The sequence below is a fragment of the Nonomuraea sp. NPDC048882 genome (genome assembly GCF_040649755.1).
Taxonomy (GTDB): domain Bacteria; phylum Actinomycetota; class Actinomycetes; order Streptosporangiales; family Streptosporangiaceae; genus Nonomuraea; species Nonomuraea maheshkhaliensis.
The window spans coordinates 435,971-458,130 of sequence record NZ_JBEZGB010000006.1 but is presented as its reverse complement, the minus strand read 5'-3'; the positions used below and the strand labels follow the sequence as shown (position 1 = coordinate 458,130).

Genomic DNA, 22,160 nt, shown 5'->3' with positions numbered 1-22,160 from the left:
AAGCGCTTCGACACTCTCAGAGGGATGATCATGCAACAACCCCCCTTCCGTGACCCGGCGGTACCCCTTCACGACCGCATCGACGACGTGCTGCGCAGGCTGACCCTTGAGGAGAAGGTGGGCCTGCTGCACCAGTACCAGGCGCCGGTGGAGCGGCTGGGCATCGGCGCGTTCCGCACGGGCACCGAGGCGCTGCACGGCCTGGCCTGGCTGGGCCCCGCCACCGTGTTCCCGCAGGCCGTCGGCCTGGCCTCCACCTGGGACCGCGACCTGGTGCGCCGGGTCGGGGAGGCGACGGGGGACGAGGTGCTCGCCTTCCACCACAAGGACCCCGCGGGCGCGGGGCTCAACGTGTGGGCGCCCGTGGTCAACCCGCTGCGCGACCCTCGGTGGGGGCGGAACGAGGAGGGCTACTCCGAGGATCCGTGGCTGACCTCCGTCATGGCGAGCGCCTACGCCCGCGGACTATCTGGGAGCGCTCCCGGAACCCTCAAGACAGCCCCCACGCTCAAGCACTTCCTCGGCTACAACAACGAGACCGACCGGTGCACGACCTCCAGCAACCTGCCGCCTCGGGTGCTGCACGAGTACGAGCTGCCCGCCTTCCGCGCCCCCATCGAGGAGGGCGTGGCGGTGGCCGTGATGCCGTCGTACAACCTGGTCAACGGGCGGCCCGCGCACCTCAGCCCGCTGATCGGGCAGGCGCTGCGGGCCTGGGCGCCGGACGACCTGCTGGTGGTCAGCGACGCGTACGCGCCGGGCAACCTCACCGCGCCGCAGGGCTACCACGACACGCTGTCCGAGGCGTACGCGCACGCGGTCAAGGCCGGGATCGACAGCTTCACCCAGGACGACGACCGCGCCGAGGCCACGCTCGGCCACCTGCGCGCGGCCCTGACCCAGGGGCTGCTGGCCGAGGCGGACGTCGACGCCGCCGTCCGGCACGCGCTGTCGATCCGGTTCCGGCTGGGCGAGTTCGACCCGGCGACGCCGTACGACGACGTCAACGACAACGTGGTCAACTGCCCCGAGCACCAGGCGCTGGCCAGGGAGGCGGCGCGGCGCTCGTTCGTGCTGCTGGCGAACGACGGGCTGCTGCCGCTGCGCGATGTGACCAGGGTCGCCGTGATCGGCCAGCTCGGCGACGCGCTCATGGAGGACTGGTACAGCGGCACCCTGCCCTACGCCGTCACCGCCCGCGCCGGGCTGGCCGAGCGGTGCGAGACGGTGTTCTGCGAGGCCGTGGACCGGGTGACGCTCACCGCCGAGTCCGGCCCCGTCGCGGCCGACCCGGCCGGCGGGCCGCTCGGCGTGGGCGCGCGGGCCGGGCTGTTCGACCTGTTCGACTGGGGCGGCGGCGCGTACGCGCTGCGCTCGGTCACCACCGGCAGGTTCGTCTCCGTGGACGGCGTGACGCTGGTCAACGACCAGCCGGGCCCGAACGGATGGGAGGTGCGCCAGACGTTCCGGATGGAGGAGCGCCCGCGCGGCACGCTCGCCCTGCGCCACATCTCGACCGGCTGCTACGTCGGCGCCGCCGACGACGGCGTGCTGTGCCTGGTGGACGACGCCGACCAGGCCGTCTGGCTGGCCATGGACGTGGTCAGGAGCGGCACGGAAGAGGCCGCCAGGCTGGCCGGCGCCGCGGACGTGGCGATCGTGGTCGCCGGCGACCATCCGCTGGTCAACGGGCGCGAGACCGAGGACCGCATGACGCTGGCCCTGGCGCCCGCCCAGGACGCCGTGGTGCGGGCTGTGCGCGCGGCGAACCCGCGTACGGTGCTGGTCCTCACCAGCGGCTACCCGCTCACCTGGACCGCCCGCGACCTGCCCGCCGTGCTGTGGTCGGCGCACGGCGGCCAGGAGTACGGCCACGCCCTGGCCGAGGTGCTGTTCGGCGACGCCGACCCGGAGGGCCGCCTGACCCAGACCTGGTACCGCTCGGAGCGGGAGCTGCCCGACCTGCTCGACTACGACATCATCGCCTCCGACGCCACCTACCAGTACTTCCGCGGCGTCCCCCTGCACCCCTTCGGCCACGGCCTGAGCTACACCACTTTCGACTACGCGGGCCTGCGCGTCCGCCTGGCGGACGGCGTGCTGGAGGCCGAGGCCACGGTGACGAACACGGGCACGCGCCCCGGCGTCGAGGTCGTGCAGTTCTACACCCACCAGCAGCGCTCCCGGGTCAAGCAGCCGCTGCGCCGCCTGCGCGGGTTCGAGAAGGTGCGCCTGGAGCCGGGCGAGAGTCGTACGGTGACGCTCCGGCTGCCCGTCGCCGAGCTGGCCTTCTGGGACGTCACCAGGAGCAGGTTCGTCGTCGAGAGCGCGCCGCATCAGCTCATGGTCGGCCGCAGCGCCACCGACCTGCGTCTGAGCGCCCGCTTCGAGGTCGAGGGCGAGACCGTCCCGCCGCAGCGGGGGCCGCTGCGGGCGTCCTGCCACGACGAGTACGACGCGATCACCTTCGTGGACGAGACCAGGGTGGACGGCGACGCCGTGAGCTCCGACGCGGAGGGCGCCTGGATCCTGTTCCGGCAGGTGGACCTGACCGGCAGGACGCGCTGCGTGGCGCGGGCGGGCAGCACCGAGGGCGGCGTGATCACCCTGCGCCGCGGCGACCCCCTCTACGGGCCGACGCTGGCCACGTTCCCGGTGCCCAGAACCTCCCGATACGGCTACCACTCCGTCGAGACCTGGCTCGAAGACGCCGGCGGAGTGCAGGATCTCTACGTGGTCTTCGAGAACGAGGGCGTGACGTTGGCCGGGATCGACTTCGGAGCCGGGGCTTGAGCGGCCGCACGGTGACGATCGCGCAGGTCGCCAAGCACGCGGGGGTGGCCGTCAGCACGGTCTCGTACGTGCTCAGCGGCAAGCGGACGATCTCGGCCGACACCAGGCGGCGGGTGCTCGACAGCATCAGCGCGCTCGGCTACCACCCCAACGCCGGCGCCCGCGCGCTGGCCAGCAAGCGCTCCAACGTGATCGCGCTGGTGCTGCCGCTGCGCGCGGGCATGCACGTGCCCGTATTGATGCGGTTCGCCAGCGCCGTCGTGACGGCCGCGCGCCGGTTCGACCACGACGTGCTGCTGCTGACCGCCGACGAGGGCCCGGAGGGCATCCGGCGGGTGGCGGCCAGCGCGCTGGTGGACGCGCTGGTGCTCATGGACGTGGAGCTGGACGACCGCCGGGTGCCGCTGCTGCGCGAGCTGGCCGAGCCGAGCGTGCTCATCGGCTTCCCCGCCGAGCCCGCCGGGCTCACCTGCGTGGACCTCGACTTCGCCGCGGCGGGGGCGCGCTGCGTGGAACACCTGGCCGAGCGCGGGCACGAGGAGATCGCGCTGCTCGGGGCGCCGTCGGTGGTCTACGACCGGGGCACCGGCTTCGCCACGCGCACGCGCGAGGGCTTCGCGCGGGCGCTGCACGCTCACGGGCTCAAGGGCGTGACGCTGCCCTGCGAGGAGACGTTCGACGAGGTGTACGAGACCGTCCGCGACCTGCTCCTCGACCGTCCCGGCCTGTCCGGGCTGGTCGTGCACAACGAGGCGGCGGTCAGCCACGTGCTGGCGGCGCTGCGCCAGCTCGACCGGCGGGTGCCGCACGACGTGGCCGTGGTGGCGATCTGCCCCGACGACGTCGCCGAGCGGGCCGGGCCGCCGCTCACGTCGGTGCTGATCCCGGCGGAGGAGGTGGGCAGGGAGGCGGTCCGCCTGGTCATGGACAAGCTGGAGGGGCGTGCGGTCCCCGAGTCGACGCTCCTGACGCCGCTGCTCGCCGTACGCGCCAGCACCTGAGGTTTCTGCGGCAAACACCCCCTCGTCTCAAAAGTACGGAAGGTACTCGTCCGTACACGAGGCGTACGTCAAATCTGCCTGGTTTGTGATTCCCTGTCGTATTTCGCGGGCAGGCTGGCGGTGGCGAGGGGGAAACCATATGAGTACGTCTGTGCAACCGGCGTCAGCCGGCGCGGGGGGCGGCGGCGGGCCGTCGGGCCTCGCCGACGTGATCGACACGATCCTCGACAAGGGTCTCGTGATCGACGCCTACGTCAGGGTGTCGCTCGTCGGCATCGAGATCCTGACCATCGACGCCCGCATCGTCGTGGCCAGCGTCGACACCTACCTGCGCTTCGCCGAGGCCGCGAACCGGCTCGACCTGACCAAGAGCGAGAAGGGCCTGCCCGACGTCATCGCGGACGCCAAGGGCGTCCCGGCCAAGGACGAGGCCAAGGAGATGATCCAGGGCGTCGTGGAGAACGCCGGCGAGCTCACCGGCGAGCAGCGCGATCCCGCGGCCGAGGCGGCGGAGTCCGAGACCGAGGTCGAGGTGGACCGCGCGCACCAGGGCCCGCCGAAGAGGAAGTTCCGGCCCAAGCGAGAGGAAGGCTGAGCGCCATGGGACGTCCGACGAAGGTCTCCGGAGCCTCCGCGCCCGACCAGGCCGCCACCCAGAGCCCGACTCTCGGCTCGTACGTGTACGGCGTCGTCCGCGCGAACACGAAACTGCCCTCCGACCAGCGCGGACTCGGCGACCCCGCGGGCGAGGTCAGGCTGATCGAGCACGGCGAGATCGCGGCCCTGGTCAGCGACGTCGACGTGACCGAGCCGCTTGGCCGGCCCGACGACTTCTACGCCCACGAAGGGCTGCTCGACGCGCTGGCCGCCAAGGGCCCCGTGCTCCCGTTCCGCTTCGGCGCCGTCCTGGCCAGCGCCGAGGCCGTCGAGGAGGAGCTGCTCGGGCCGCACCACGACGACTTCCTCTCCGCGTTGAACGAGGTCGAGGGGCACGCCGAGTACGTCGTCAAGGGCCGCTACGACGAGGTCGCCGTGCTGACCGAGATCCTCGCCGAGAGCCCGGAGGCGCAGGCGCTGCGCGAGGCCATCCGCGGCAAGCCGGAGGACGCGACCAGGAATGAGCGGATCAGGCTCGGCGAGATCATCAACGCCTCGATCGAGGCCAAGCGCGAGATGGACACCAACCTGCTCGCCGACGCCCTGACCGGCCTGTTCACCCAGGCCGTCATGCGCGACCCGTCGCACGAGCAGGACGCCGTGCATCTGGCCCTGCTGAGCAGGACCGACGAGCAGGAACGGCTGGAGCGGGCGCTGCGGGACTTCGGCCAGCGCTGGGAGGGCCGGGTCACCCTGCGGCTGCTCGGCCCGATGGCTCCGTACGACTTCGTCGTCGCGCAGGCGTGAAGGGCATGACCGATGGGCCTGATAAGCGGCATCTTCACCTGGCCGCTGACGCTGCCGGTCCGGGGGCTGATCCGGCTCGCGGAGATGATCCAGGAGCAGGTCGAACGCGAGACGCGCAACCCCGCGACCGTGCGAAGGAAGCTGGAGGAGATCGAGGCGATGCGCGCCGCCGGCGAGATCTCCGAGGAGGAGGAGCGCCGGGCCGTCGAGCAGGTGCTGCGAATGGCGACCCGGAGGTGAAGCGATGACGATCAGGCGTCCCGCCGCGGAGCAGCCGCGCGTACGCCGCCGGTTCCGTACGGACGCCCCGTCCCGGTCCCGCGACGAGGCGTCCGAGCGGCCACGGGAGCAGCGATCCGAGCAGCCGTCCGAACGATCGCCGGCAGCGAAACCGGAACCGGCACCTGAGCGGGCCAGGGGTGAGCTGACCGCCGTGACGGCCGGTGGCGTCGGTCTGCGCCACATCGCCGAGCTGACCACGAAAGGCGTCGAGGGCGTCACCTCGGTCGCGCCGTCCGACGGCGGCTGGGTGGTCGAGGTCGAGGTGGTCGAGGACCGCAGGATCCCCTCCTCGGGCGACATCCTCGCCCTCTACCAGGTGCAGATCGACAAGGAGGGCAGCCTGTTGTCCTATCGCAGGATCCGGAGATACAAGCGGGCCAACGCCGAGTACAGCGAGGCGTACTGACATGGACAGAGCATCGTCGTCCGGCCCTGTGGCCCGGCCCGCGTACGGCGCGATGGGGGCGGGCGGCCGTGAGCCCGCCAACCTCGGCGACATCCTGGAACGGGTGCTCGATCGGGGCGTGGTGATCGCCGGGGACATCCGGGTGAACCTGCTCGACATCGAGCTGCTCACGATCAAGCTGCGGCTGCTGATCGCCTCGGTGGACACCGCCAAGGAGCTGGGCATCGACTGGTGGAAGCACGACCCGTTCCTGTCGGGGCGGGACCGCCAGCTCGTGGAGGAGAACCGCCGGCTGCGCCGCCGCGTGGCCGCGCTCGAACGGCCGGGGGAGCTCGATGACTGACGAGGGCGAGGGGACGGACGAGGGCTTGGGTTCCGGCGAGGGCGAGGGGACCTACCTGTACGCGGTGGCCCGCGACCCGCTGCCCGCACCGGACGGCGTCGCGGGCGCCCCCGTGCGCACGATCACCCACGCCGGCCTGGTGGCCTACGTGAGCACGGTGCCGCTGGAGCGGTTCGGGGAGGAGCCGCTGCGCCGGTCGCTGGAGGACATGGACTGGCTGGCCGAGACCGCCCGCGCCCATCACCGCGTGGTCGACTCGGTGGCGGCGCTCACGACGACCGCGCCGGTCCGGCTCGTCACCGTGTACGCGGACGACGCCCAGGTCGCCGACCTGCTGGAGCGGCGGGAGAACGACTTCCTGCGCCTGCTTGAGCACGTCACCGGCCGTAGGGAGTGGGGCGTCAAGGCGTACGCCGTCCAGTCCGCCGAGCAGGAGCACCCGCAGCAGAGCGCCGAGGCGCACGCAGGGCGGCCCGGCACCGCGTACCTGCAGCGCCGCCGGACCAGCCTGCGCGGGCGGGAGCAGGCCCGCAGGCAGGCGCTCCAGCGGGCCGACCACATCCACCGGGCGCTGGCCGCCGTCGCCGCCGCCGGGCTGCGCCACCGCGCCCAGGACCCGCGCCTGTCGGGCCGGGACGACCCGATGCTGCTGAACGGCGCGTACCTGGTGGACGAGGAGCGCGACGCCGAGTTCGCCGAGCTGGCCGGCACCTTCGGCGGGGACGGCGTGGAGATCAGGCTGACCGGCCCGTGGGCGCCGTACTCGTTCACGGTCATGGAGGCGACGTGAGCCGGGCCGGGGCGTGGACGTGAGACCGGACGTGGTGGCGACGTGAGACGGGCGGTCAGGGTGGCGGCGGTCATGATGCTGGCGTGCGGAGCGGCGGCGTGAGACGGGACGTGGTGGCGGAGGAGCGGCTGCCGCCGGAGCGGGTGGCCCTCGTGGACCTGCTGGACCGGCTGCTGGCCGGCGGCGTCGTGGTGACCGGCGATCTGGTGCTGTCCATCGCCGACATCGACCTCGTCCGCATCTCGCTGCGTGCCCTGATCGCGTCCGTGGACGAGCTCGAAGGGAGCTGGTGACCGGCCATGGAGACGCCCCGCTGGCGGGTCGCCGCCGACCCTGAGACGGTCGAGCGCGACCTGAGCCGCCTCGTCCTCACCCTGGTCGAGCTGGTACGCCAGCTCGTGGAGCGCCAGTGCGTACGCCGCATGGAGCAGGGCAGTCTGACGGACGAGCAGATCGAGGTGCTCGGCGTCACCCTGATGCGCCTGGAAGAGGCGATGACCGACCTGTGCGCCCGCTTCGAGCTCACCCCGCAGGACCTCAACCTCGACCTCGGCCCCCTCGGTACGCTCCTGCCCGCGGACTGACTCCCGTCCCGCGAGAACTCCGTTGCCCGCTTCGGGTGAAGAAGGGTGACAGGACCTGAGGAACGGAGTTCGAGCTTGATGCCGGACACAGAGCTGAGCGACGCGGAGGTGATCAGGCGTGCCAGGAGCGATCCCGGGTTCTTCTCGACGTTGTTCGACCGGCACGCCCCCGCCCTGCACCAGTACGTGACGCGGCGGCTGGGCGACGCGCTGGCCGACGACGTGGTGGCGGAGACGTTCCTGGCGGCCTTCAGCCGGCTCGGGCACTACGACACCGCCCACCGCGACGCCCGCCCCTGGCTGTACGGCATCGCCGCCAACATCGTCGGCAAGCACCGGCGGACCGAGGTCAGGGCGTACCGGGTGCTGGCCAGGACCGGCGTGGACGAGGTCGCCGAGAGCTACGCCGACCGGGTGGAGTCACGGGTGTCGGCGGGCGCCGCGCAGCGCGAGCTGGCGAGCGCGCTGGCCGCGCTGTCGCCGCGGGACCGGGAGGTGCTGCTGATGGTCGCCTGGGCCGACTTCAGCTACGAGGAGGTGGCGGGCGCGCTGGGGATCCCGGTCGGCACCGTGCGCTCGCGCCTGCACCGGGCCAGGAAGAAGACCAGGGCGGCATTGGGCGGCGTCGACCCGAGCGCCGCCGTCTCGGAGGAGGAGCCCGGCCGTGGACGATGACCTGAAGCTGCTGAAGAGGCTGCGCGCCGACGCCCCTCAGCCGACCGGCGAGCGCCTGGACGCGCTGCGCGCCCGATCCCTCGATCGGCGTCGTGCGCCCAGTCGTGCGCCCAGTCGCGAGCCCAGCCGTGAGCCCAGCCGTGAGCCCAGCCGTGAGCCCAGTCGTGAGCCCAGGAGGACGCGCAGGTTGTGGCTGGCGCCGTCCGCGCTGGTGCTCGCCACGGCCGCCGCCGCGGGGATCGTGGTGTTCAACCGGGTCGACCAGCCGCCCGCGCCGCGGATCGCCACCACACAGGTGACGACGACGCCGATCGGCGAGCCGCGCGTCGTCCTGCTGCGGGCCGCCTCGGTGGCCGAGCGGCGCGAGCCGGGCGCCAGGCCGAGGGACGACCAGTGGCTGTACCGGCAGGCCGTGGTCAGGCAGCCCGGCGACACCGAGCGCGACACGCAGGAGTACTGGACCCGCCACGACGGCGGGCAGCAGGCCACCCGCCACAACCACGGCCCACTCGACCTGCGCACGGTCGGGCCGGATCCGGACGACGACGACCTTTCGCCCAAGCAGTACGCGGCCAAGCTGGCGGCCCTGCCCACCGATCCGGCCAAGTTGCTGGCCCACGTCAAGGGCGACGCGCACTGGCGGACCAAGCCCGTGCAGGAGGCCGGGAAGGAGCCGCCGGACGCGCGGGCGTTCCGGGTGCTCACGCTCTACCTGGGGCAGGAGAACGCCGTGCCGCCCGAGCTGGCCGCGGCGATCTTCCGGGCGCTGGCCAGGATCCCCGGCGTCCGGATCGACCAGGGCGTTCAGGACGCGATAGGGCGCACGGGCCTCGGCCTGGCCTACGACCCCGGTCAGCGCCGCGCCGACGGCCGGCTCGTCGAACGGTCGTACACCGTGCTCGACCCCGAGACCTTCCGGTACCTCGGCAGGCGGGTGGAGAACCTGGAGGACGACTTCATCCACGGCTCTCTGGTCGCCGCGAAGGGCACGTTCTACGCGACCGCCGAACTCACCACCGGAATCGTGGACAAACCAGGCCAACTCCCCTGAACCCGGAGGGCTGCCCCGGCAGACCCCCGCCTAGCATCGGATGAATGGAGGCGGACAGTCAGGCCGAGGCGGGGGAGTTCGAGGTCCGGGAGTTCGAGGCGCAGCGGGCGCGGCTCTTCGGGCTGGCCTACCGGCTGCTCGGGTCGGCCGCCGAGGCCGAGGACATGGTCCAGGAGACCTACCTGCGCTGGCGGAACGCGGGACCGGTCGAGGTGCCGGCCGCCTGGCTGGCCAGGGTCGTCACGAACCTCTGCCTCACCCGGCTCGCCTCGGCCCGCGTACGCCGCGAGAGCTACGCGGGGCCCTGGCTGCCCGAGCCGGTCTTCACGGGCGACGGCGCGCTCGGCCCGCTGGAGACGGTCGAGCAGCGCGAGTCGGTGTCCATGGGCCTGCTCGTTCTGCTGGAACGGCTCAACCCGATGGAACGGGCCGTGTTCGTGCTGCGGGAGGCGTTCGGGTACGGGCACGCGGAGGTCGCCGGGATCCTCGGCATCGAGGAGGCGCACTCGCGCCAGCTGCACCGGCGCGCCCGCGCGCACGTCGGGCAGCCGCGCAAACGCTTCGACGGCGACCGCGAGCAACATCTGCGGATCGTCAGGAGCTTCTTCGCCGCGACCGTGGACGGCGACGTCGAGACCCTGGAACGGATGCTCGCCGACGACGTCGTGGCCTGGGCGGACGGCGGCGGGGGCACGGCCGCGCGCCGGCCCGTGCGCGGCCGGGCGAGGGTGGCCCGTTACCTGAGCGGGCTCAGCAGACGCCCCGAGGCCGGTCAGGTGACGTTCGCGTTCGAGGAGGTCAACGGTGAGCCGGCGGTGCTCATCCGCGAGCCCGGCGGGCTGCTCGCGATCATGGCCGTGGAGATCGCGGACGGGCGGGTCGCCGCGGTCCGCACGGTACTGAGCCCGGCCAAGCTCGCCTACGCGACCGCCCAGCTCATGTGACTCGCGTCATAGGCCCGGGTTGTCACGAACCTCCCGCGTGCCCGGTTCAAGTGGGGACTTCGACAGGGGAGGAACCATGAAGGACCGCATCGTGGTGCTGGGCGCGGGCTACGCGGGGCTGGCGGCGGCCAAGCGAGCCGCCCGCCGGCTGCGCCGCGCCGGAGCACGGGTGACGCTGGTCAACGCGGCGGACCGGTTCGTCGAGCGGGTACGTCTGCACCAGCTCGCGGCCGGGCAGCGGCTGCCCGACCTGCCGCTGGCCGTGCTGCTGGCGGGGACCGGGGTCGAGCTGGTGGTGGCCAGGGCCGTCGGGATCGATCCGGTGGCCAGGACGGTCGAGCTGGACGCGCCGCCGTACACGGTGGGCTACGACATCCTGGTCTACGCCCTCGGGAGCGGCTCGGACGCGGGAGCGGTGCCGGGGGCGAGCGAGTACGCGTACCCGCTGGCCACCGGCGACGAGGCGGCGCTGCTGCGGGCCCGCCTGGCCTCGGGGCATGGGCCGGTCACCGTGGTCGGCGGCGGCCTGACCGGCATCGAGGCGGCGGCGGAGTTCGCCGCCGCCGGCCTGCGCGCCGAGCTGCTGTCCGCCGGCCAGGTCGGGCCCGGATTGTCCGCCCGAGGCCGCCACCACGTGCACCGGGCGCTGGCCCGCATGGGCGTCTCCGTACGCGAGCACGCGCGGGTCACCGGTGTCGGCCCCGAGTGTGTGCTGCTGGCGGACGGGGACGAGCTGCGCGCGGGGACCGTGGTGTGGGCGGCCGGCTTCCGCGTCCCCGGCCTGGCTGCCGCCGCCGGTCTGGCCACGGACGAGCACGGCCGCATGCTGGTGGACCGCACCCTGCGGTCGGTGTCGCACCCGGACGTCTTCGGCATCGGCGACGCGGCCGCCGCCGGCCACGCGACCAGGATGGCCTGCCAGACGGGGCTGCCCATGGGCGTCTGCACGGGCCGGGCGGTCGCCGACCTGCTGACCGGCCGCGATCCGCGCCCGGCCAGGTTCCGGTACGTCTGGCAGAACGTCAGCCTGGGCCGCCACGACGGCGTCACCCAGTTCACCAGGGCGGACGACAGCCCGCTCGACACCGTCATGACGGGCCCCGCCTCGGCCGCCTTCAAGGAGACCATCACCCGAGGCACCGTCTGGACCATGCGCCACTGACTCCCGCCCCGCGCGGCCGGGCACCGTGAGGGCCAGGCACCATCGGGCCGGGGCCCGTCGGCCTGGGGCTTGTCGGTCTGGGGCTGTGAGGCCGGGGCCCGTTGGGCTGGGGGCTGTGGGGACTGGGCGCTTCCCGGCTACATGCCGTCAGGTCTGGCCGTCGTTCAGCAGGTGCCACGGCAGGACGACCGGGGTGGCGGGCGGGTCGCCGGCGACGATGCGGCTCACCAGCGGACCGAGCCCCGCCGGCACGACCTGCTCGCCGTCGAGATCCGAGCCGGCCAGCTCGCCCAGGCTCCACCAGCGGAAGTGGTCGGTCGACTCCCGCTCCTCTTCGTCCATGCCCGAGGTGTCCACCTCCAGCCCGTCCACACGCAGGGCGAAGAAGGAGTCGCGGGCGAAGAACCGCCGCCCGCCGGAGGTCCACGGGCCCTCGCTGGTCGCCACCACCGGTCCGAGCGCGTCGGGGGAGACGACGTGCCCCAGCTCCTCCCGCAACTCCCTGGCCGCGGCCCGCCGTGCGCTCTCCCCGGGATCGACGCCCCCGCCCGGTGTGAACCAGGCGTACGATGGATCGTCCACCTGCAGCAGCCGGCCCCGGTAGAGCAGCAGCCGGTCGGCGCGGTCGATCACCAGCACCCGCGCCGACTCCCGAAGGATCACCTCACTCATGCGGTCACCTCGCACCTGGTCGCCTCACTCACGTGGTCATCTCCGCCGTGATGGCCCAGCGCTCGTGGTCCCGCCAAGCCCCGTCGATGAACTGGAACCTGGGCGAATAACCCTCCCGCTTGAAGCCGACTCGCTCGATCAGGCTCAGGCTGGCGGTGTTCGACGGCTGGATGTTGGCCTCCAGCCGATGCAGCTCCATCTCGCCGAAGGCGTGCCCGACGAGCAGCCGCAGCCCCTCGGTCAGGTAGCCGCGGCCGGTCGTGGAGGCGTAGGCGGAGTAGCCGATGGTGGCGCTCTGGTGGGTGCCGCGGATGATGTTGTTCACGTTGACCCGGCCGACGATCGCGCCGGTGTCGCTCCGGCAGATGAGGAAGCCTTCGTGCAGCGGGCCGTCGAACCTGGACAGGTACCCCTCGAAGTCCTCGTACGTGACGATCGGCGGCCCCGGCATCCACCTGGCCAGCATCTCGGCACTCTCCTGGTGCAGCGCCGACAGCTCGTCGAAGTCCGCCAGGCAGATGTACCGGATCGCCACCCGGCCCCCTTGCGCAAGATAGATCACGTCAGCATTCTCCCGGCCAGTTCCGGCACCGCCACGCCCGCCCTGGGCCGTACTCGACGAGGAACGGCACCGCGTGCGGCAGCGGCGCCCCCCAGACCCGCCCACCCAGCCCACAGAGCGCCCCGAGCCCGGTGGTCAGGCTGGCGACGTGCCCGACCACGGCGATCGTCCCGCCGGGATGGGCCGTGACCAGCGACGTCAGGGCGGCGGTGACGCGGGCGGTGACGGTGTGGCCGCTCTCGCCGTCGCCCACCGCCTCGTCCAGGTCGCCGTCCACCACCCAGGCCCGCAGCACCTCGGCCGTACGGGCCCGCACCGCCGGGTCCCGCGAGCCCTCCAACCGGCCCAGACCGACCTCCTCCAGGCCAGGCACGACGGTGACGCCGGAGGTGAGGCCGAGGGTGCGGGCGACGATGGCGGCGGTCTGGCGGGCGCGGACGGCGGTGCCGGCGTACACGTGGGTGATCCCCTCATCGCCGAGCCGCAGGCCCGCCTCCGTCGCCTGGGTGCGGCCCCGCGCGGTCAGTGGGGCGTCGGGCTGGGCGCCCGCGGTGCCGGTGACGACGTTCTCGGACTCGGCGTGGCGCAGGCAGTGGAGCCGGACGTGGTCGTTCACCTCGGCTCCCTCCGATCCCCCCGTACCAGCAAGGGTCATTATCTTCTGTGACAGGTGCGGCAGAAGGGGTGTTCGGGGCAAGATGGTTAGCACAGGCGATGTCCCGACGATCTTCAGGGGGTAGGGGTCGGATGACAGCCCTCGACATCCATTTCCAGGCACTCGAAGACTGCGCGAAGATCGCGCGTGAGGTGGCGGGCCAGCTCCAGTACACCTCGACCAAGGTCGAGACGGCCGGTCTGTCGGGGATGCTGGCCGGCGCGGGCATGTTCGGCAAGCTCGCCGGGTCCGCCGGGCTGGTGTCCGCGGTCAACGAGGTCGAGACGATGGTGGGCGGCGAGTTCGAATCCGCCCGCGAGAAGATCGAAGCCGTCGCCAAGGCCCTGGGTGCGGTCGAACAGAATGTCCGCGCGGCCAACAAGGCCAACGGGGCGGCGGCGTAGTGGGCGCCGGCCTGGCCGAGAAGGTCGCCGCCTTACCGATGAGCTGGCAGCTCGTCCCGATCGTGCAGAACATCGAGGGCACCAGCCCCGCGGACATCCGCGACATCGCCAAGCGCTGGCGCAAGGCGGCGGGCAAGGCGAGCGAACAGTCCGGCCGGCTGAACCGGGCGGTCGGCGACGTCGACAACGCCTGGAAGGGCCAGTCCGCGGACGCGTTCGTCGGATACATGGGCAAGTACCGCAAGGCGGGCATGGCGCTGCACGACGCGGTGGACAGCGCCGCCGGCTCCCTCGACCAGGCGGCCCAGGCCCTGGAGACGGCCAAGACCAAGGTGACCACGCTCTGCAACGAGCTGCTCACGTTCAAGGCGGAGCAGAAAGACCCCGACAGCGACGCCGCGAAACAGGCCCTCGTGAACAAGGTCCTGGAGGCGGTGCCCAAGGCCACGGAGCTCGAAAGCACGGCGAGCAAGGCCCTGTCCACCGCCATGACGGAGATCAACAAGCAGCTGAAGGAACGGACGCCGACGTTCCGCTCCATCGACAGCCCGAGTGACGAGCCGTGGCGGCCGTCGAGCGGCAACACCATCGACTGGAAGCCGGTCCCCAGGACGACGCCGACGTCCTTCCAGGGCGGGAACGGCGGCAACGGCGTCACCCCGACCGCGTACACCCCCGGCGGCACCCCTGGTGGCGGGTCCGGCCCCACCGGCGCGGGCGGCGGACCGGGCGGCGGTGGCGTGCCGCAACCCCTGACGTTCGCGCCGGGCACCGGGACGGGAGCGCGCATCGTCGAGGCCGCGCGGCAGCACATCGGCAGGCCGTACGTCTGGGGCGCCAACGGCCCGAACGCCTTCGACTGCAGCGGGCTCGTCTACTACGTGCTCAACCAGGCCGGCATCAAGATCGGCGACACCACGGCCGCCGGATACCAGGCGAGCGGCAAGCCGGTGTCGTCGCCGCAGCCTGGCGACATCGTCTTCTTCGGCCATCCCGCCAGCCACGTGGGCATCTACATCGGCGACGGCCAGATGATCCACGCACCGAAGCCGGGGTCCGACGTCACGGTGGCTCCCGTGGTGGCCAACGGCCGCTCCATCAGCTACCGCCGCTTCACCTGACCGCTCCGCAGAACGCGCGGACCCCGCCTTGGACGCGGGCCCCGGCCTTTGGACACGGGCGCGGCCTTGGACACGGGCGCCGGCCTTGGACACGGGTGCCGCAGGCGGTCTCGTCACCCGACCGACCGCTCACAAAGCGGAGGCCCCGGACCGTGATCACGGTCCGGGGCCTCTCGGCGTCCGTCGGGGTGCGGCCCCGCGGTGTCGTCCGGATTACCAGTCGCCGCCGCCGAAGTCGCCACCACCGAAGTCGCCGCCACCGCCGCCGAAGTCGCCCCAGCCGCCGCTGTCGCCGCCGCCGAAGTCACCGCCGCCGCCGTCGGAGTAACCCTCGGCGTAGCCGGCGCCGTAGCCGCCGAAGCCGCCGCCGAGCATGCTGCCCATCATGGTACCGATGAACATGCCGGTCATGATGTCGCCGAAGCCGCCGTAGTAGCCGTAGGCGTACGGCTGGTAGGCGGGGCCCGCGTCGTAGTAGGGCCGGCGCTGGCCGTCGACCATGACCTCGCGCATCTGCGGGTCGAAGCCGCGCTCCACGGCCTCGGCGTCCATCTTGCAGGCGGGCACGTCGCGTACGGCGCCGCCGGGCGGGGCCCAGCGGATGTCGCGGACGGACGGGCCGTGCTGCGGGTTGAAGAAGCAGGGGGCGCGGCGCTCGGGCACCGGCTCCTTGTTGACCTTGGCCTTCACCACGGCGAGCGCGTAACGGCCGTCCTCAAGGGTCTGCGTGACCTCGCGGACCTGCTCGGCTCGCTGCACGGTGGCCAGTTGCGTCTTGGCCTTCTCGTAGGAGTCGAGCGCCGTCTGCCACTCGTCGATGTGGCTGCCGCCCTGACCGGCGAGCGTCACGTCGGTGTCGAGAGCGGTGATCTCCTCGCCGAGCTTGGTGACGTCCTCTTCCACGGTCTGCTTGACCGCGGCGAGGTCCTTGGCGTCCTGGATGGCCTTTTTCTTCTTCTTGTTGCTGGAGTAGAGGAAGTAACCGCCACCGCCGACCACGATCAGCCCGCCGAGGACGGCGAGCGCGGCGGTGCCGCCGGCGCCGGGGTTGGCCTGGCTGCCGGGGTCGAGGGCGGAGCGGTCGCCCTTGACGGCCATGTCCACGCGGTTGGCGAAGTCCTTCATGCCGGCGGCCAGGTCACCCGAGTTGGCGGTGGTGGACAGCCGGGCCAGCTGGCCCGCGACACCCTGCCCGCGGATGGAGCTGGACGCGGCGTACAGCGTCGTGCCGTCGAGGACCGCGTAGGTCGCGGACGGCGCGCTCGCCGCCTTCATGGCGGAGTTGAGGCCGGTCATGAAACCGGCGATGCTGGAGTCGTCGACGGTGCCGTCGGGCAGCGCCACAGCGTAGATCTTGCTGCTCGCCCCCTCAAGCGCGTCACGGATCTCACTCTGCTGGTCGGACGTCAGTGACGAGCCGGACTCCACGTAGAGCGGGTCCTTCTTCCAGTTGGAGACCACCGTTCCAGGGTCCGGCGGCGCCGCCGCGTTGGCGGCAGGGGACAGCGCAAGAACGACGATCAGTCCGGCGATCAGAGCCGCGATCGCGGCCCCTGCTCGGCGCAGCGAATGGGTCATTGGCAGCAAGCCTCCTTCGCCCTTGAGGACGAACGGGCGGTCGGCAAAGTTCCTCAATGCGCACGCTACCTGTCCGGAGACTCGCAGGTGCGCATCGTGACCGAAGCGCAGTCACCGGTTCGGCTGCGTTCCGGTCGGGCGCGGGTCAAGGACGCTTCGCGAGCCCCGCTCACGTGTCCTTGATCTCGCAGATGGTGGCGCCGGCGGTGACCGTCTGGCCCACCGCCGCCGTCAGCCCTGTGATCGTGCCCGACTTGTGCGCCGTCAGCGGCTGCTCCATCTTCATCGCCTCGAGGACGACGACCGTGTCGCCCTCGCTCACCGCGTCGCCGTCGGAGGCGACGACCTTGACGATGGTGCCCTGCATGGGGCTGACGAGGGTGTCGCCGCCGGTGGCGGCCTTCTTCGCCTTGCCGCCGCCGCGCCTGGGCGCCTTGTTCGCGGCGGGCGCGGGGGCGGCGCCGCCCAGGCCCGCGGGCAGGACGACCTCCAGCCGCTTGCCGCCGACCTCGACCGTCACCGTCTCGCGGGCGGGGGCCTCGGCCGAGGCCACCTCGCCTTCGTACGGCGCGATCGGGTTGTCCCACTCCGTCTCGATCCACCGCGTGTGCACCGAGAACGGCGACGACGTGAACGCGGGGTCGGACACGACGGCCCGGTGGAACGGCAGCACGGTCGGCATCCCGGAGATCTCGAACTCCGCGAGTGCCCGCCGCGAGCGCTCCAGTGCCTCCTGCCGGGTGCGTCCGGTCACGATGAGCTTGGCCACCAGCGAGTCGAACGTCCCCGGCACCGTCATCCCGGCTTCGTAGCCGGAGTCGAGCCGGACACCGGGCCCGGAGGGCGGGCGCAGGGTGGTCAGCGTGCCGGGGGCGGGCAGGAAGTTCCGTCCGGCGTCCTCGGCGTTGATCCGGAACTCGATCGAGTGCCCGCGCACCACCGGGTCGTCGTAGCCGAGCGGCTCGCCGTCGGCGATCCTGAACATCTCGCGGACGAGGTCGATGCCCGCGACCTCCTCGGTCACCGGGTGCTCGACCTGCAGCCTGGTGTTGACCTCCAGGAACGAGATCGTCCCGTCCTGCCCGACGAGGAACTCGCACGTGCCGGCCCCGACGTAGCCGGCCTCCTTGAGAATGGCCTTGGAACTGGACCGCAGGATCTCGACCTGCTCATCGCTGAGGAACGGCGCCGGGGCCTCCTCCACCAGCTTCTGGTGGCGACGCTGGAGCGAGCAGTCGCGGGTGCTGACCACGACCACGTGGCCGTCGCGGTCGGCCAGGCACTGGGTCTCGACGTGGCGGGGCCGGTCGAGGTAGCGCTCGACGAAGCACTCGCCGCGCCCGAACGCGGCGACCGCCTCGCGCACGGCCGACTCGTACAGCTCGGCGACCTCCTCCAGCCGGCGCGCCACCTTGATGCCGCGCCCGCCGCCGCCGTACGCCGCCTTGATCGCGATCGGCAGCCCGTGCTCCTCCGCGAACGCCACCACCTCGGCCACGTCCGCCACCGGGTCCTTGGTGCCCGCGACCAGCGGCGCGCCGACCTTCTGCGCGATGTGCCTGGCCCGCACCTTGTCGCCGAGCGCGGCGATGGCGGCGGGCGGCGGGCCGATCCAGATCAGGCCCGCGTCGATGACGGCCTGCGCGAACGAGGCGTTCTCGGCCAGGAAGCCGTAACCGGGGTGCACGGCGTCCGCGCCCGAGCGGCGGGCGACGTCGAGCAGCTTGCCGATGTCGAGGTAGGTCTCAGCGGGCGACTGGCCGCCCAGCGCGTACGCCTCGTCGGCGACCTTGGCGTGCAGGGCGTCGAGGTCCTGGTCGGCGTAGACCGCCACGCTGCCGATCCCGGCGTCCTTGCACGCACGGGCCACCCGCACCGCGATCTCGCCGCGGTTGGCGATCAGAACCTTCCGCACCGGCCTTCCTTCCTGTCATGGGCCTGCTCTTGGGTTCAGCGGCCCAGATAAGCGCCGCCGTTGACGTGCAACACCTGCCCGGTGACGTGCCCGGCTCCCGCGGAGGCCAGGAACAGAACGGTATCGGCCACGTCAGCGGGAGTTCCAGGGCGGCCGTTGCGCGTGTTGTCGACCCTGGCCCTGATGCCCTCCTCGGTGAGGCGGCCGCGGAAGAACTCGGTGTCGAGGACGAGCCCGGGGGAGACGACGTTGGCCGTGATGCCCCTGGGGCCGAGCTCGGCGGCCAGGTCGGCGGTCCAGGACTCCAGGGCGGCCTTGGCGGCGCCGTACGAGCCGGAGCCCGTGCCCCTGGCGGCGATCGAGCCGAGCGAGACGATCCGGCCGCCGTCGTTCAGCCGCGGGGTCAGAGCGGTCGTCACGAGCACGGCGGAGATGAGGTTGGCGTTGAGGTTGGCCCACCAGCTCTCGGCCACCTCGATCAGATCTTCCGGCTCTCTGCGGCCCAGGTTGGTGTTGCCGCCGGCGTTGTTGACCAGCACGTCCACCCGCTCGGGCAGGTGGGGCAGCGCCTCGCGCACCTCGGCGGCGCTGGAGGCGTCGAACGCGACGTATTCGGCCCTCAGCTTGCGTGCGGCCTCGGCCAGTACGTCCTCGCGGCGGCCCGTGATCGTGACGCGGTCGCCGAGCGCGGCGAACGCCTCGGCCATCGCGTATCCGATGCCTGTTCCGCCGCCGGTCACCACAACCTCGCGCATGAAACCGACAGCTCCCGAATGCGATCCGAACATTCCTCGGGTAGACCATAGCCGCTCGGCATATCTCCGGCGACGGCCGGTGCCCCTTCCTTAGGGTGAGTGCGCTTTCACAGGTTCCCAGGAGGTATGCATGAGCCAGAGCATGCTCGGCGGCGACCCCGCGGAAATGCAGCAGATGTCGACCCAGTTCACGCAGCAGTCGGAGGCGGTCCGCACCACGATGACCGCGCTCGACCGCGAGGCCGCCAAGGTGGGCACGGCGTGGACGGGGCCGGGAGCGCAGCGCTTCCAGCAGGCGTGGCAGAACTACCGGACGGCATTCCAGCGGATGACCGAGGAGCTGCAGGAGGCTTCGCGGGTCATCGGGACCTACCGGCAGAACATCGAGTCCGCCACGAAATGATCACCGAGAGGGGCCCTGGCGAGGGTGCTGGGGCTTCTTTCCGTTGTGCCCGGGTTCTGCGGTGAGCGCGGCCTTCCCGCAGCATCGGCCCTATCGGCCCGGCCGGGGCCGATGACAGCCCGGAGGTGCATTGACGGTGAACTGTCAGAGAGGCGAACCGAAACCTCTGATGCGTATGTGACGTATTTGGTTAAATGTCTCTGTTCATGACGCCCATCCGGAGAGGACTGTCATGGCGGAGAAGGACTCCTCCACGCCTGAGCGCATAGGAGGCCGCACGATCGTCGGCCGCCTGGGCGAGGGGCCGCGAGGCCCGGTCCATCTGGCCCGTGAGTCCGAGGGCGCACCCCAGGTCGTGATCAAGACGCTGGCCGCCGATCCCGGTTTCGCCGACCGGCTCAGGGCCGCCACCCGGGTGTCCGGCCCGCAGCTCGCCCGCACGCTGGACGCCGGTGTCGAAGGCGGCGTCGCGTACGTGGTCAGGGAGCACGTCGAAGGCCGTTCGCTCACCGAGACCGTCGTGGCCGAGGGCCCGCTGACCGGCGACGCGCTGGAGCGAGTGGCCGTCGGCACGCTGACCGCGCTGACCGCCGTGCACGCGGCCGGGTTCGCGCACCGGGGGCTCACCCCGTCGAACGTGATCCTCACCGGCGACGGGCTCCGCGTCACCGACCTCGAACTCGGCGATCCGGTCGGCGAGCTCGGGTATCGGGCGCCTGAGCAGTTCGGCGGGCAGCAGTACGGGCCGTACGCGGACGTCTTCGCCTGGGCCGCGACCGTGGTCTTCGCCGCCACGGGCTCCGCGCCGTTCCGGCCCGACCCGGCCGCCGTGCTGAACGAGGAGCCGCAGGTCGGCGCGTTGCCGGAGCCGCTGCGTCAGGTGGTGCTGGCCGCCCTCGCCAAGGACCCGGCGAGCCGGCCGACGGCGTACGCGGCGCTGGAGCGCCTCCACACCGCCGTCGGCGCCCCCACCCCCAGCTCGACCGAGACCCCCGCCGCCCCGGCTGCGGTGGTGCCGGCCATCCTGCCGATCCAGCTGAACATCGAGGGCCTCCAGGCCCCCACAATGCCCCCTCCCCAGGCCGCCCAGGCAGGGCCGCCACCCCAGGCCGGGCCGCCACCCCAGGCCGTCCCGATGCCGCCCCCGCCCGCGCAGCCCGGCCCGATGAGCCCGCCTCAGATGGGCCCGGGGCCGATGGGTGCGGGTCCAGCGGGTCCTGGACCGATGAGCCCGATGGAACAGGCTCCCGGCTGGCCGGCTCCGGTCGGGCAAGGGCCGGTGGAGCAGGCCCCAGCCGGTCCAGGCCCGGTCGGGCAGGGGCCGATGGGGCCGGTTCCCATGGGTGCCGGGCCGATGGTTCCGGGTGCGATCGATTCGGGCCCGATGAGTCCGGGGCCGGTCGAGCAGGGCCCGATCGGCTCTGGGCCGGTGGGACAGGGTCCGATGGGACCTTGGCCGGTGGAGCAGGGGCCGGTGGGACCGGTGCCGATGGGGTCTGGGCCGGGGGAGGTCGGTTGGGCTGGTCCCGGGCCGGTCGCCGGGCCTGCTTCCGGGCCGGTTGGCGGGCCTGGGCCGATGGGCGGTGGGGCCGGAGAGTCGGGGCCCGGGATGGTGTATCAGACCTGGGGACCTCCGCCCGGTCCCGGGCGGCCGGAGCCGGCCCATGGGTGGACGCCTCCGAGCGGGCCCAGGCAGGACGACGGCCGGCAGCAGAAGCCGTTCCCCATCGGGCTGGTGGCGGGGGTGACCGCCGTCGTGCTGATGGCGGGCCTCGGGTTGTGGGGCGCGAGTCAGTACACCGGCAAGGTGACGTTCACCCCGATCGCCGCCACCGGCGGCGGGACGACCACGGCAGAGCCGTCGGCCGGATCGGTCCCGAACGCCGTGACGAACCCGCCGACGCAGCCGCAGGACGAGGTGACCGCCCCTTGGGCGACCACGCCAGGCCGGCAGAACGACGACGAGGTCGGCCCGATGGTGCTGCCGACCGAGAACCCCACGGGCACGGCGAGCGTCCCGGTGCTCACGACGGTGCCGACCCCGGCGCCGCTCCCGACCAGTTCGGTGGCGATCCCCACGGCCAGGCCCACGGTGACGAAGACGGCCAAGCCGGCGACGCCCACCAGGAGGCCGGTCAAGAAGACGCCCACCAGGCAGGCCAGGCCCACGGCGACGGTGACGAAGACGGCGCGCCCGTCGGCTAAGCCGACGCAGACCCCCGCGCCGACCAGGACCACCCAGGCGCCCAAGCCGACCCCGAAGAAGACCACCAAACCGCCGGAGCCGAAGCCGACCCCGACCAAGACGACCGCGGCTCCGGTGAAGAACCCCTACACCGCGACCCAGGTGTGCGGCGGCGGCTTCGTGATGCAGCGGTCGAGCTCGTTCTCCGGCGGTACGACGTACCAGCTGTGGAACAACAGCACGTCCCAGAACTGCGTGGTCACCATCAAGTCGGGTGCGAACGTCGGCAAGGAGACGCCGGTCAGCGCGACGCTGGAGGTGCAGGGCGGCGGCAGCAAGACCGACTCCGGGTCCTTCAAGTGGTACGCGGGCCCGGTGAAGCTGACGGCGGCCGGGAAGTGCGTCCGTTATTCGGGCAGCGCGGGTTCCGGCAGCACGAGCGCGGGATGGGCTAATTGCGGGTGATTCCTGAGGC

24 protein-coding genes are annotated in these 22,160 nt (G+C 72.4%); 18 read left to right on the top strand and 6 right to left on the bottom strand.

What is annotated here, in order from left to right:
• Positions 1 to 24: 24 nt before the first annotated feature.
• From AB0C27_RS23975 to AB0C27_RS23910, 14 genes are all read left to right on the top strand, one after another.
• On the top strand, positions 25 to 2,793 hold the full coding sequence (locus AB0C27_RS23975; RefSeq protein WP_357847588.1) for a glycoside hydrolase family 3 C-terminal domain-containing protein: 2,769 nt from the start codon (positions 25 to 27) through the stop codon (positions 2,791 to 2,793).
• Positions 2,790 to 3,794, top strand: a complete 1,005-nt coding sequence (locus AB0C27_RS23970; RefSeq protein WP_357847586.1) for a LacI family DNA-binding transcriptional regulator — start codon at positions 2,790 to 2,792, stop codon at positions 3,792 to 3,794. The genes AB0C27_RS23975 and AB0C27_RS23970 overlap by 4 nt, the downstream gene beginning before the upstream one ends.
• Positions 3,795 to 3,933: 139 nt before the next feature.
• Positions 3,934 to 4,389, top strand: coding sequence for a gas vesicle protein GvpJ (gene gvpJ, locus AB0C27_RS23965; RefSeq protein ID WP_357847584.1), 456 nt, complete (start codon positions 3,934 to 3,936; stop codon positions 4,387 to 4,389).
• 5 nt (positions 4,390 to 4,394) lie between these two features.
• Entirely contained in the window at positions 4,395 to 5,198 is an 804-nt protein-coding gene (locus AB0C27_RS23960; RefSeq protein WP_357847582.1) for a GvpL/GvpF family gas vesicle protein, read from the top strand.
• Positions 5,199 to 5,210: 12 nt separating this feature from the next.
• Positions 5,211 to 5,438 (top strand): gas vesicle protein GvpG, encoded by a 228-nt coding sequence (locus AB0C27_RS23955; protein ID WP_346112517.1) that lies wholly within the window; start codon positions 5,211 to 5,213, stop codon positions 5,436 to 5,438.
• A 4-nt stretch (positions 5,439 to 5,442) separates the two neighbouring features.
• Positions 5,443 to 5,886, top strand: a complete 444-nt coding sequence (gvpO, locus tag AB0C27_RS23950; protein WP_357847579.1) for a gas vesicle protein GvpO — start codon at positions 5,443 to 5,445, stop codon at positions 5,884 to 5,886.
• Between the two features lies 1 nt (position 5,887).
• Positions 5,888 to 6,229, top strand: a complete 342-nt coding sequence (gene gvpJ / locus AB0C27_RS23945) for a gas vesicle protein GvpJ (protein WP_357847576.1) — start codon at positions 5,888 to 5,890, stop codon at positions 6,227 to 6,229.
• Positions 6,222 to 7,019: a GvpL/GvpF family gas vesicle protein gene (locus AB0C27_RS23940; protein WP_357847573.1), complete on the top strand. Its 798-nt coding sequence runs from the start codon at positions 6,222 to 6,224 to the stop codon at positions 7,017 to 7,019. The genes gvpJ (AB0C27_RS23945) and AB0C27_RS23940 overlap by 8 nt, the downstream gene beginning before the upstream one ends.
• A 98-nt stretch (positions 7,020 to 7,117) precedes the next feature.
• Positions 7,118 to 7,312: a gas vesicle protein gene (locus AB0C27_RS23935; RefSeq protein ID WP_346112523.1), complete on the top strand. Its 195-nt coding sequence runs from the start codon at positions 7,118 to 7,120 to the stop codon at positions 7,310 to 7,312.
• A 6-nt stretch (positions 7,313 to 7,318) separates the two neighbouring features.
• Positions 7,319 to 7,603 (top strand): gas vesicle protein K, encoded by a 285-nt coding sequence (locus AB0C27_RS23930; protein ID WP_106236451.1) that lies wholly within the window; start codon positions 7,319 to 7,321, stop codon positions 7,601 to 7,603.
• Between the two features lie 78 nt (positions 7,604 to 7,681).
• Entirely contained in the window at positions 7,682 to 8,278 is a 597-nt protein-coding gene (locus tag AB0C27_RS23925; RefSeq protein WP_357847568.1) for an RNA polymerase sigma factor, read from the top strand.
• Positions 8,268 to 9,329: a CU044_5270 family protein gene (locus AB0C27_RS23920; RefSeq protein ID WP_357847565.1), complete on the top strand. Its 1,062-nt coding sequence runs from the start codon at positions 8,268 to 8,270 to the stop codon at positions 9,327 to 9,329. Before AB0C27_RS23925 ends, AB0C27_RS23920 begins: the two co-directional genes overlap by 11 nt.
• A gap of 44 nt (positions 9,330 to 9,373) precedes the next feature.
• The gene (gene sigJ, locus AB0C27_RS23915; RefSeq protein WP_357847562.1) at positions 9,374 to 10,273 is read left to right on the top strand and encodes an RNA polymerase sigma factor SigJ; all 900 of its coding nucleotides are present in this window, start codon (positions 9,374 to 9,376) and stop codon (positions 10,271 to 10,273) included.
• A gap of 76 nt (positions 10,274 to 10,349) precedes the next feature.
• Positions 10,350 to 11,435: an FAD-dependent oxidoreductase gene (locus tag AB0C27_RS23910; RefSeq protein ID WP_357847559.1), complete on the top strand. Its 1,086-nt coding sequence runs from the start codon at positions 10,350 to 10,352 to the stop codon at positions 11,433 to 11,435.
• A gap of 147 nt (positions 11,436 to 11,582) precedes the next feature.
• Here the strand turns inward: AB0C27_RS23910 and AB0C27_RS23905 are convergent, their stop codons facing one another.
• Genes AB0C27_RS23905 through AB0C27_RS23895 form a run of 3 tightly spaced genes read right to left on the bottom strand, consistent with a single transcriptional unit; the run spans position 11,583 to position 13,285 of the window.
• A complete protein-coding gene (locus tag AB0C27_RS23905) occupies positions 11,583 to 12,107 on the bottom strand; it encodes an NUDIX domain-containing protein (protein ID WP_357847556.1) in 525 nt (174 codons plus the stop codon).
• 28 nt (positions 12,108 to 12,135) lie between these two features.
• On the bottom strand, positions 12,136 to 12,669 hold the full coding sequence (locus tag AB0C27_RS23900; RefSeq protein ID WP_357847553.1) for a GNAT family protein: 534 nt from the start codon (positions 12,667 to 12,669) through the stop codon (positions 12,136 to 12,138).
• 1 nt (position 12,670) lies between these two features.
• Positions 12,671 to 13,285 (bottom strand): histidine phosphatase family protein, encoded by a 615-nt coding sequence (locus tag AB0C27_RS23895; protein WP_357847550.1) that lies wholly within the window; start codon positions 13,283 to 13,285, stop codon positions 12,671 to 12,673.
• 131 nt (positions 13,286 to 13,416) lie between these two features.
• On the opposite strand from AB0C27_RS23895, the gene AB0C27_RS23890 reads away from it, so the two are divergent.
• On the top strand, positions 13,417 to 13,728 hold the full coding sequence (locus tag AB0C27_RS23890; protein WP_357847547.1) for a hypothetical protein: 312 nt from the start codon (positions 13,417 to 13,419) through the stop codon (positions 13,726 to 13,728).
• Between the two features lie 38 nt (positions 13,729 to 13,766).
• On the top strand, positions 13,767 to 14,849 hold the full coding sequence (locus AB0C27_RS23885) for an NlpC/P60 family protein (protein WP_357847544.1): 1,083 nt from the start codon (positions 13,767 to 13,769) through the stop codon (positions 14,847 to 14,849).
• Between the two features lie 213 nt (positions 14,850 to 15,062).
• Here the strand turns inward: AB0C27_RS23885 and AB0C27_RS23880 are convergent, their stop codons facing one another.
• From AB0C27_RS23880 to AB0C27_RS23870, 3 genes are all read right to left on the bottom strand, one after another.
• The gene (locus AB0C27_RS23880) at positions 15,063 to 16,427 is read right to left on the bottom strand and encodes a hypothetical protein (RefSeq protein WP_357847541.1); all 1,365 of its coding nucleotides are present in this window, start codon (positions 16,425 to 16,427) and stop codon (positions 15,063 to 15,065) included.
• Positions 16,428 to 16,596: 169 nt separating this feature from the next.
• Positions 16,597 to 18,342 carry a biotin carboxylase N-terminal domain-containing protein gene (locus tag AB0C27_RS23875; protein ID WP_357847538.1) on the bottom strand — a complete coding sequence of 582 codons (1,746 nt, stop codon included), beginning with the start codon at positions 18,340 to 18,342 and terminating at the stop codon, positions 16,597 to 16,599.
• 35 nt (positions 18,343 to 18,377) lie between these two features.
• Complete coding sequence (locus AB0C27_RS23870) at positions 18,378 to 19,097, bottom strand: SDR family oxidoreductase (protein ID WP_357847535.1); 720 nt, start codon at positions 19,095 to 19,097, stop codon at positions 18,378 to 18,380.
• Between the two features lie 130 nt (positions 19,098 to 19,227).
• Between AB0C27_RS23870 and AB0C27_RS23865 the strand changes: the two genes are divergently transcribed.
• Together AB0C27_RS23865 and AB0C27_RS23860 are read left to right on the top strand one after the other, a co-directional pair.
• Entirely contained in the window at positions 19,228 to 19,500 is a 273-nt protein-coding gene (locus tag AB0C27_RS23865) for a WXG100 family type VII secretion target (protein WP_165960088.1), read from the top strand.
• 232 nt (positions 19,501 to 19,732) lie between these two features.
• On the top strand, positions 19,733 to 22,150 hold the full coding sequence (locus tag AB0C27_RS23860) for a hypothetical protein (protein ID WP_357847531.1): 2,418 nt from the start codon (positions 19,733 to 19,735) through the stop codon (positions 22,148 to 22,150).
• Positions 22,151 to 22,160 lie beyond the last annotated feature (10 nt).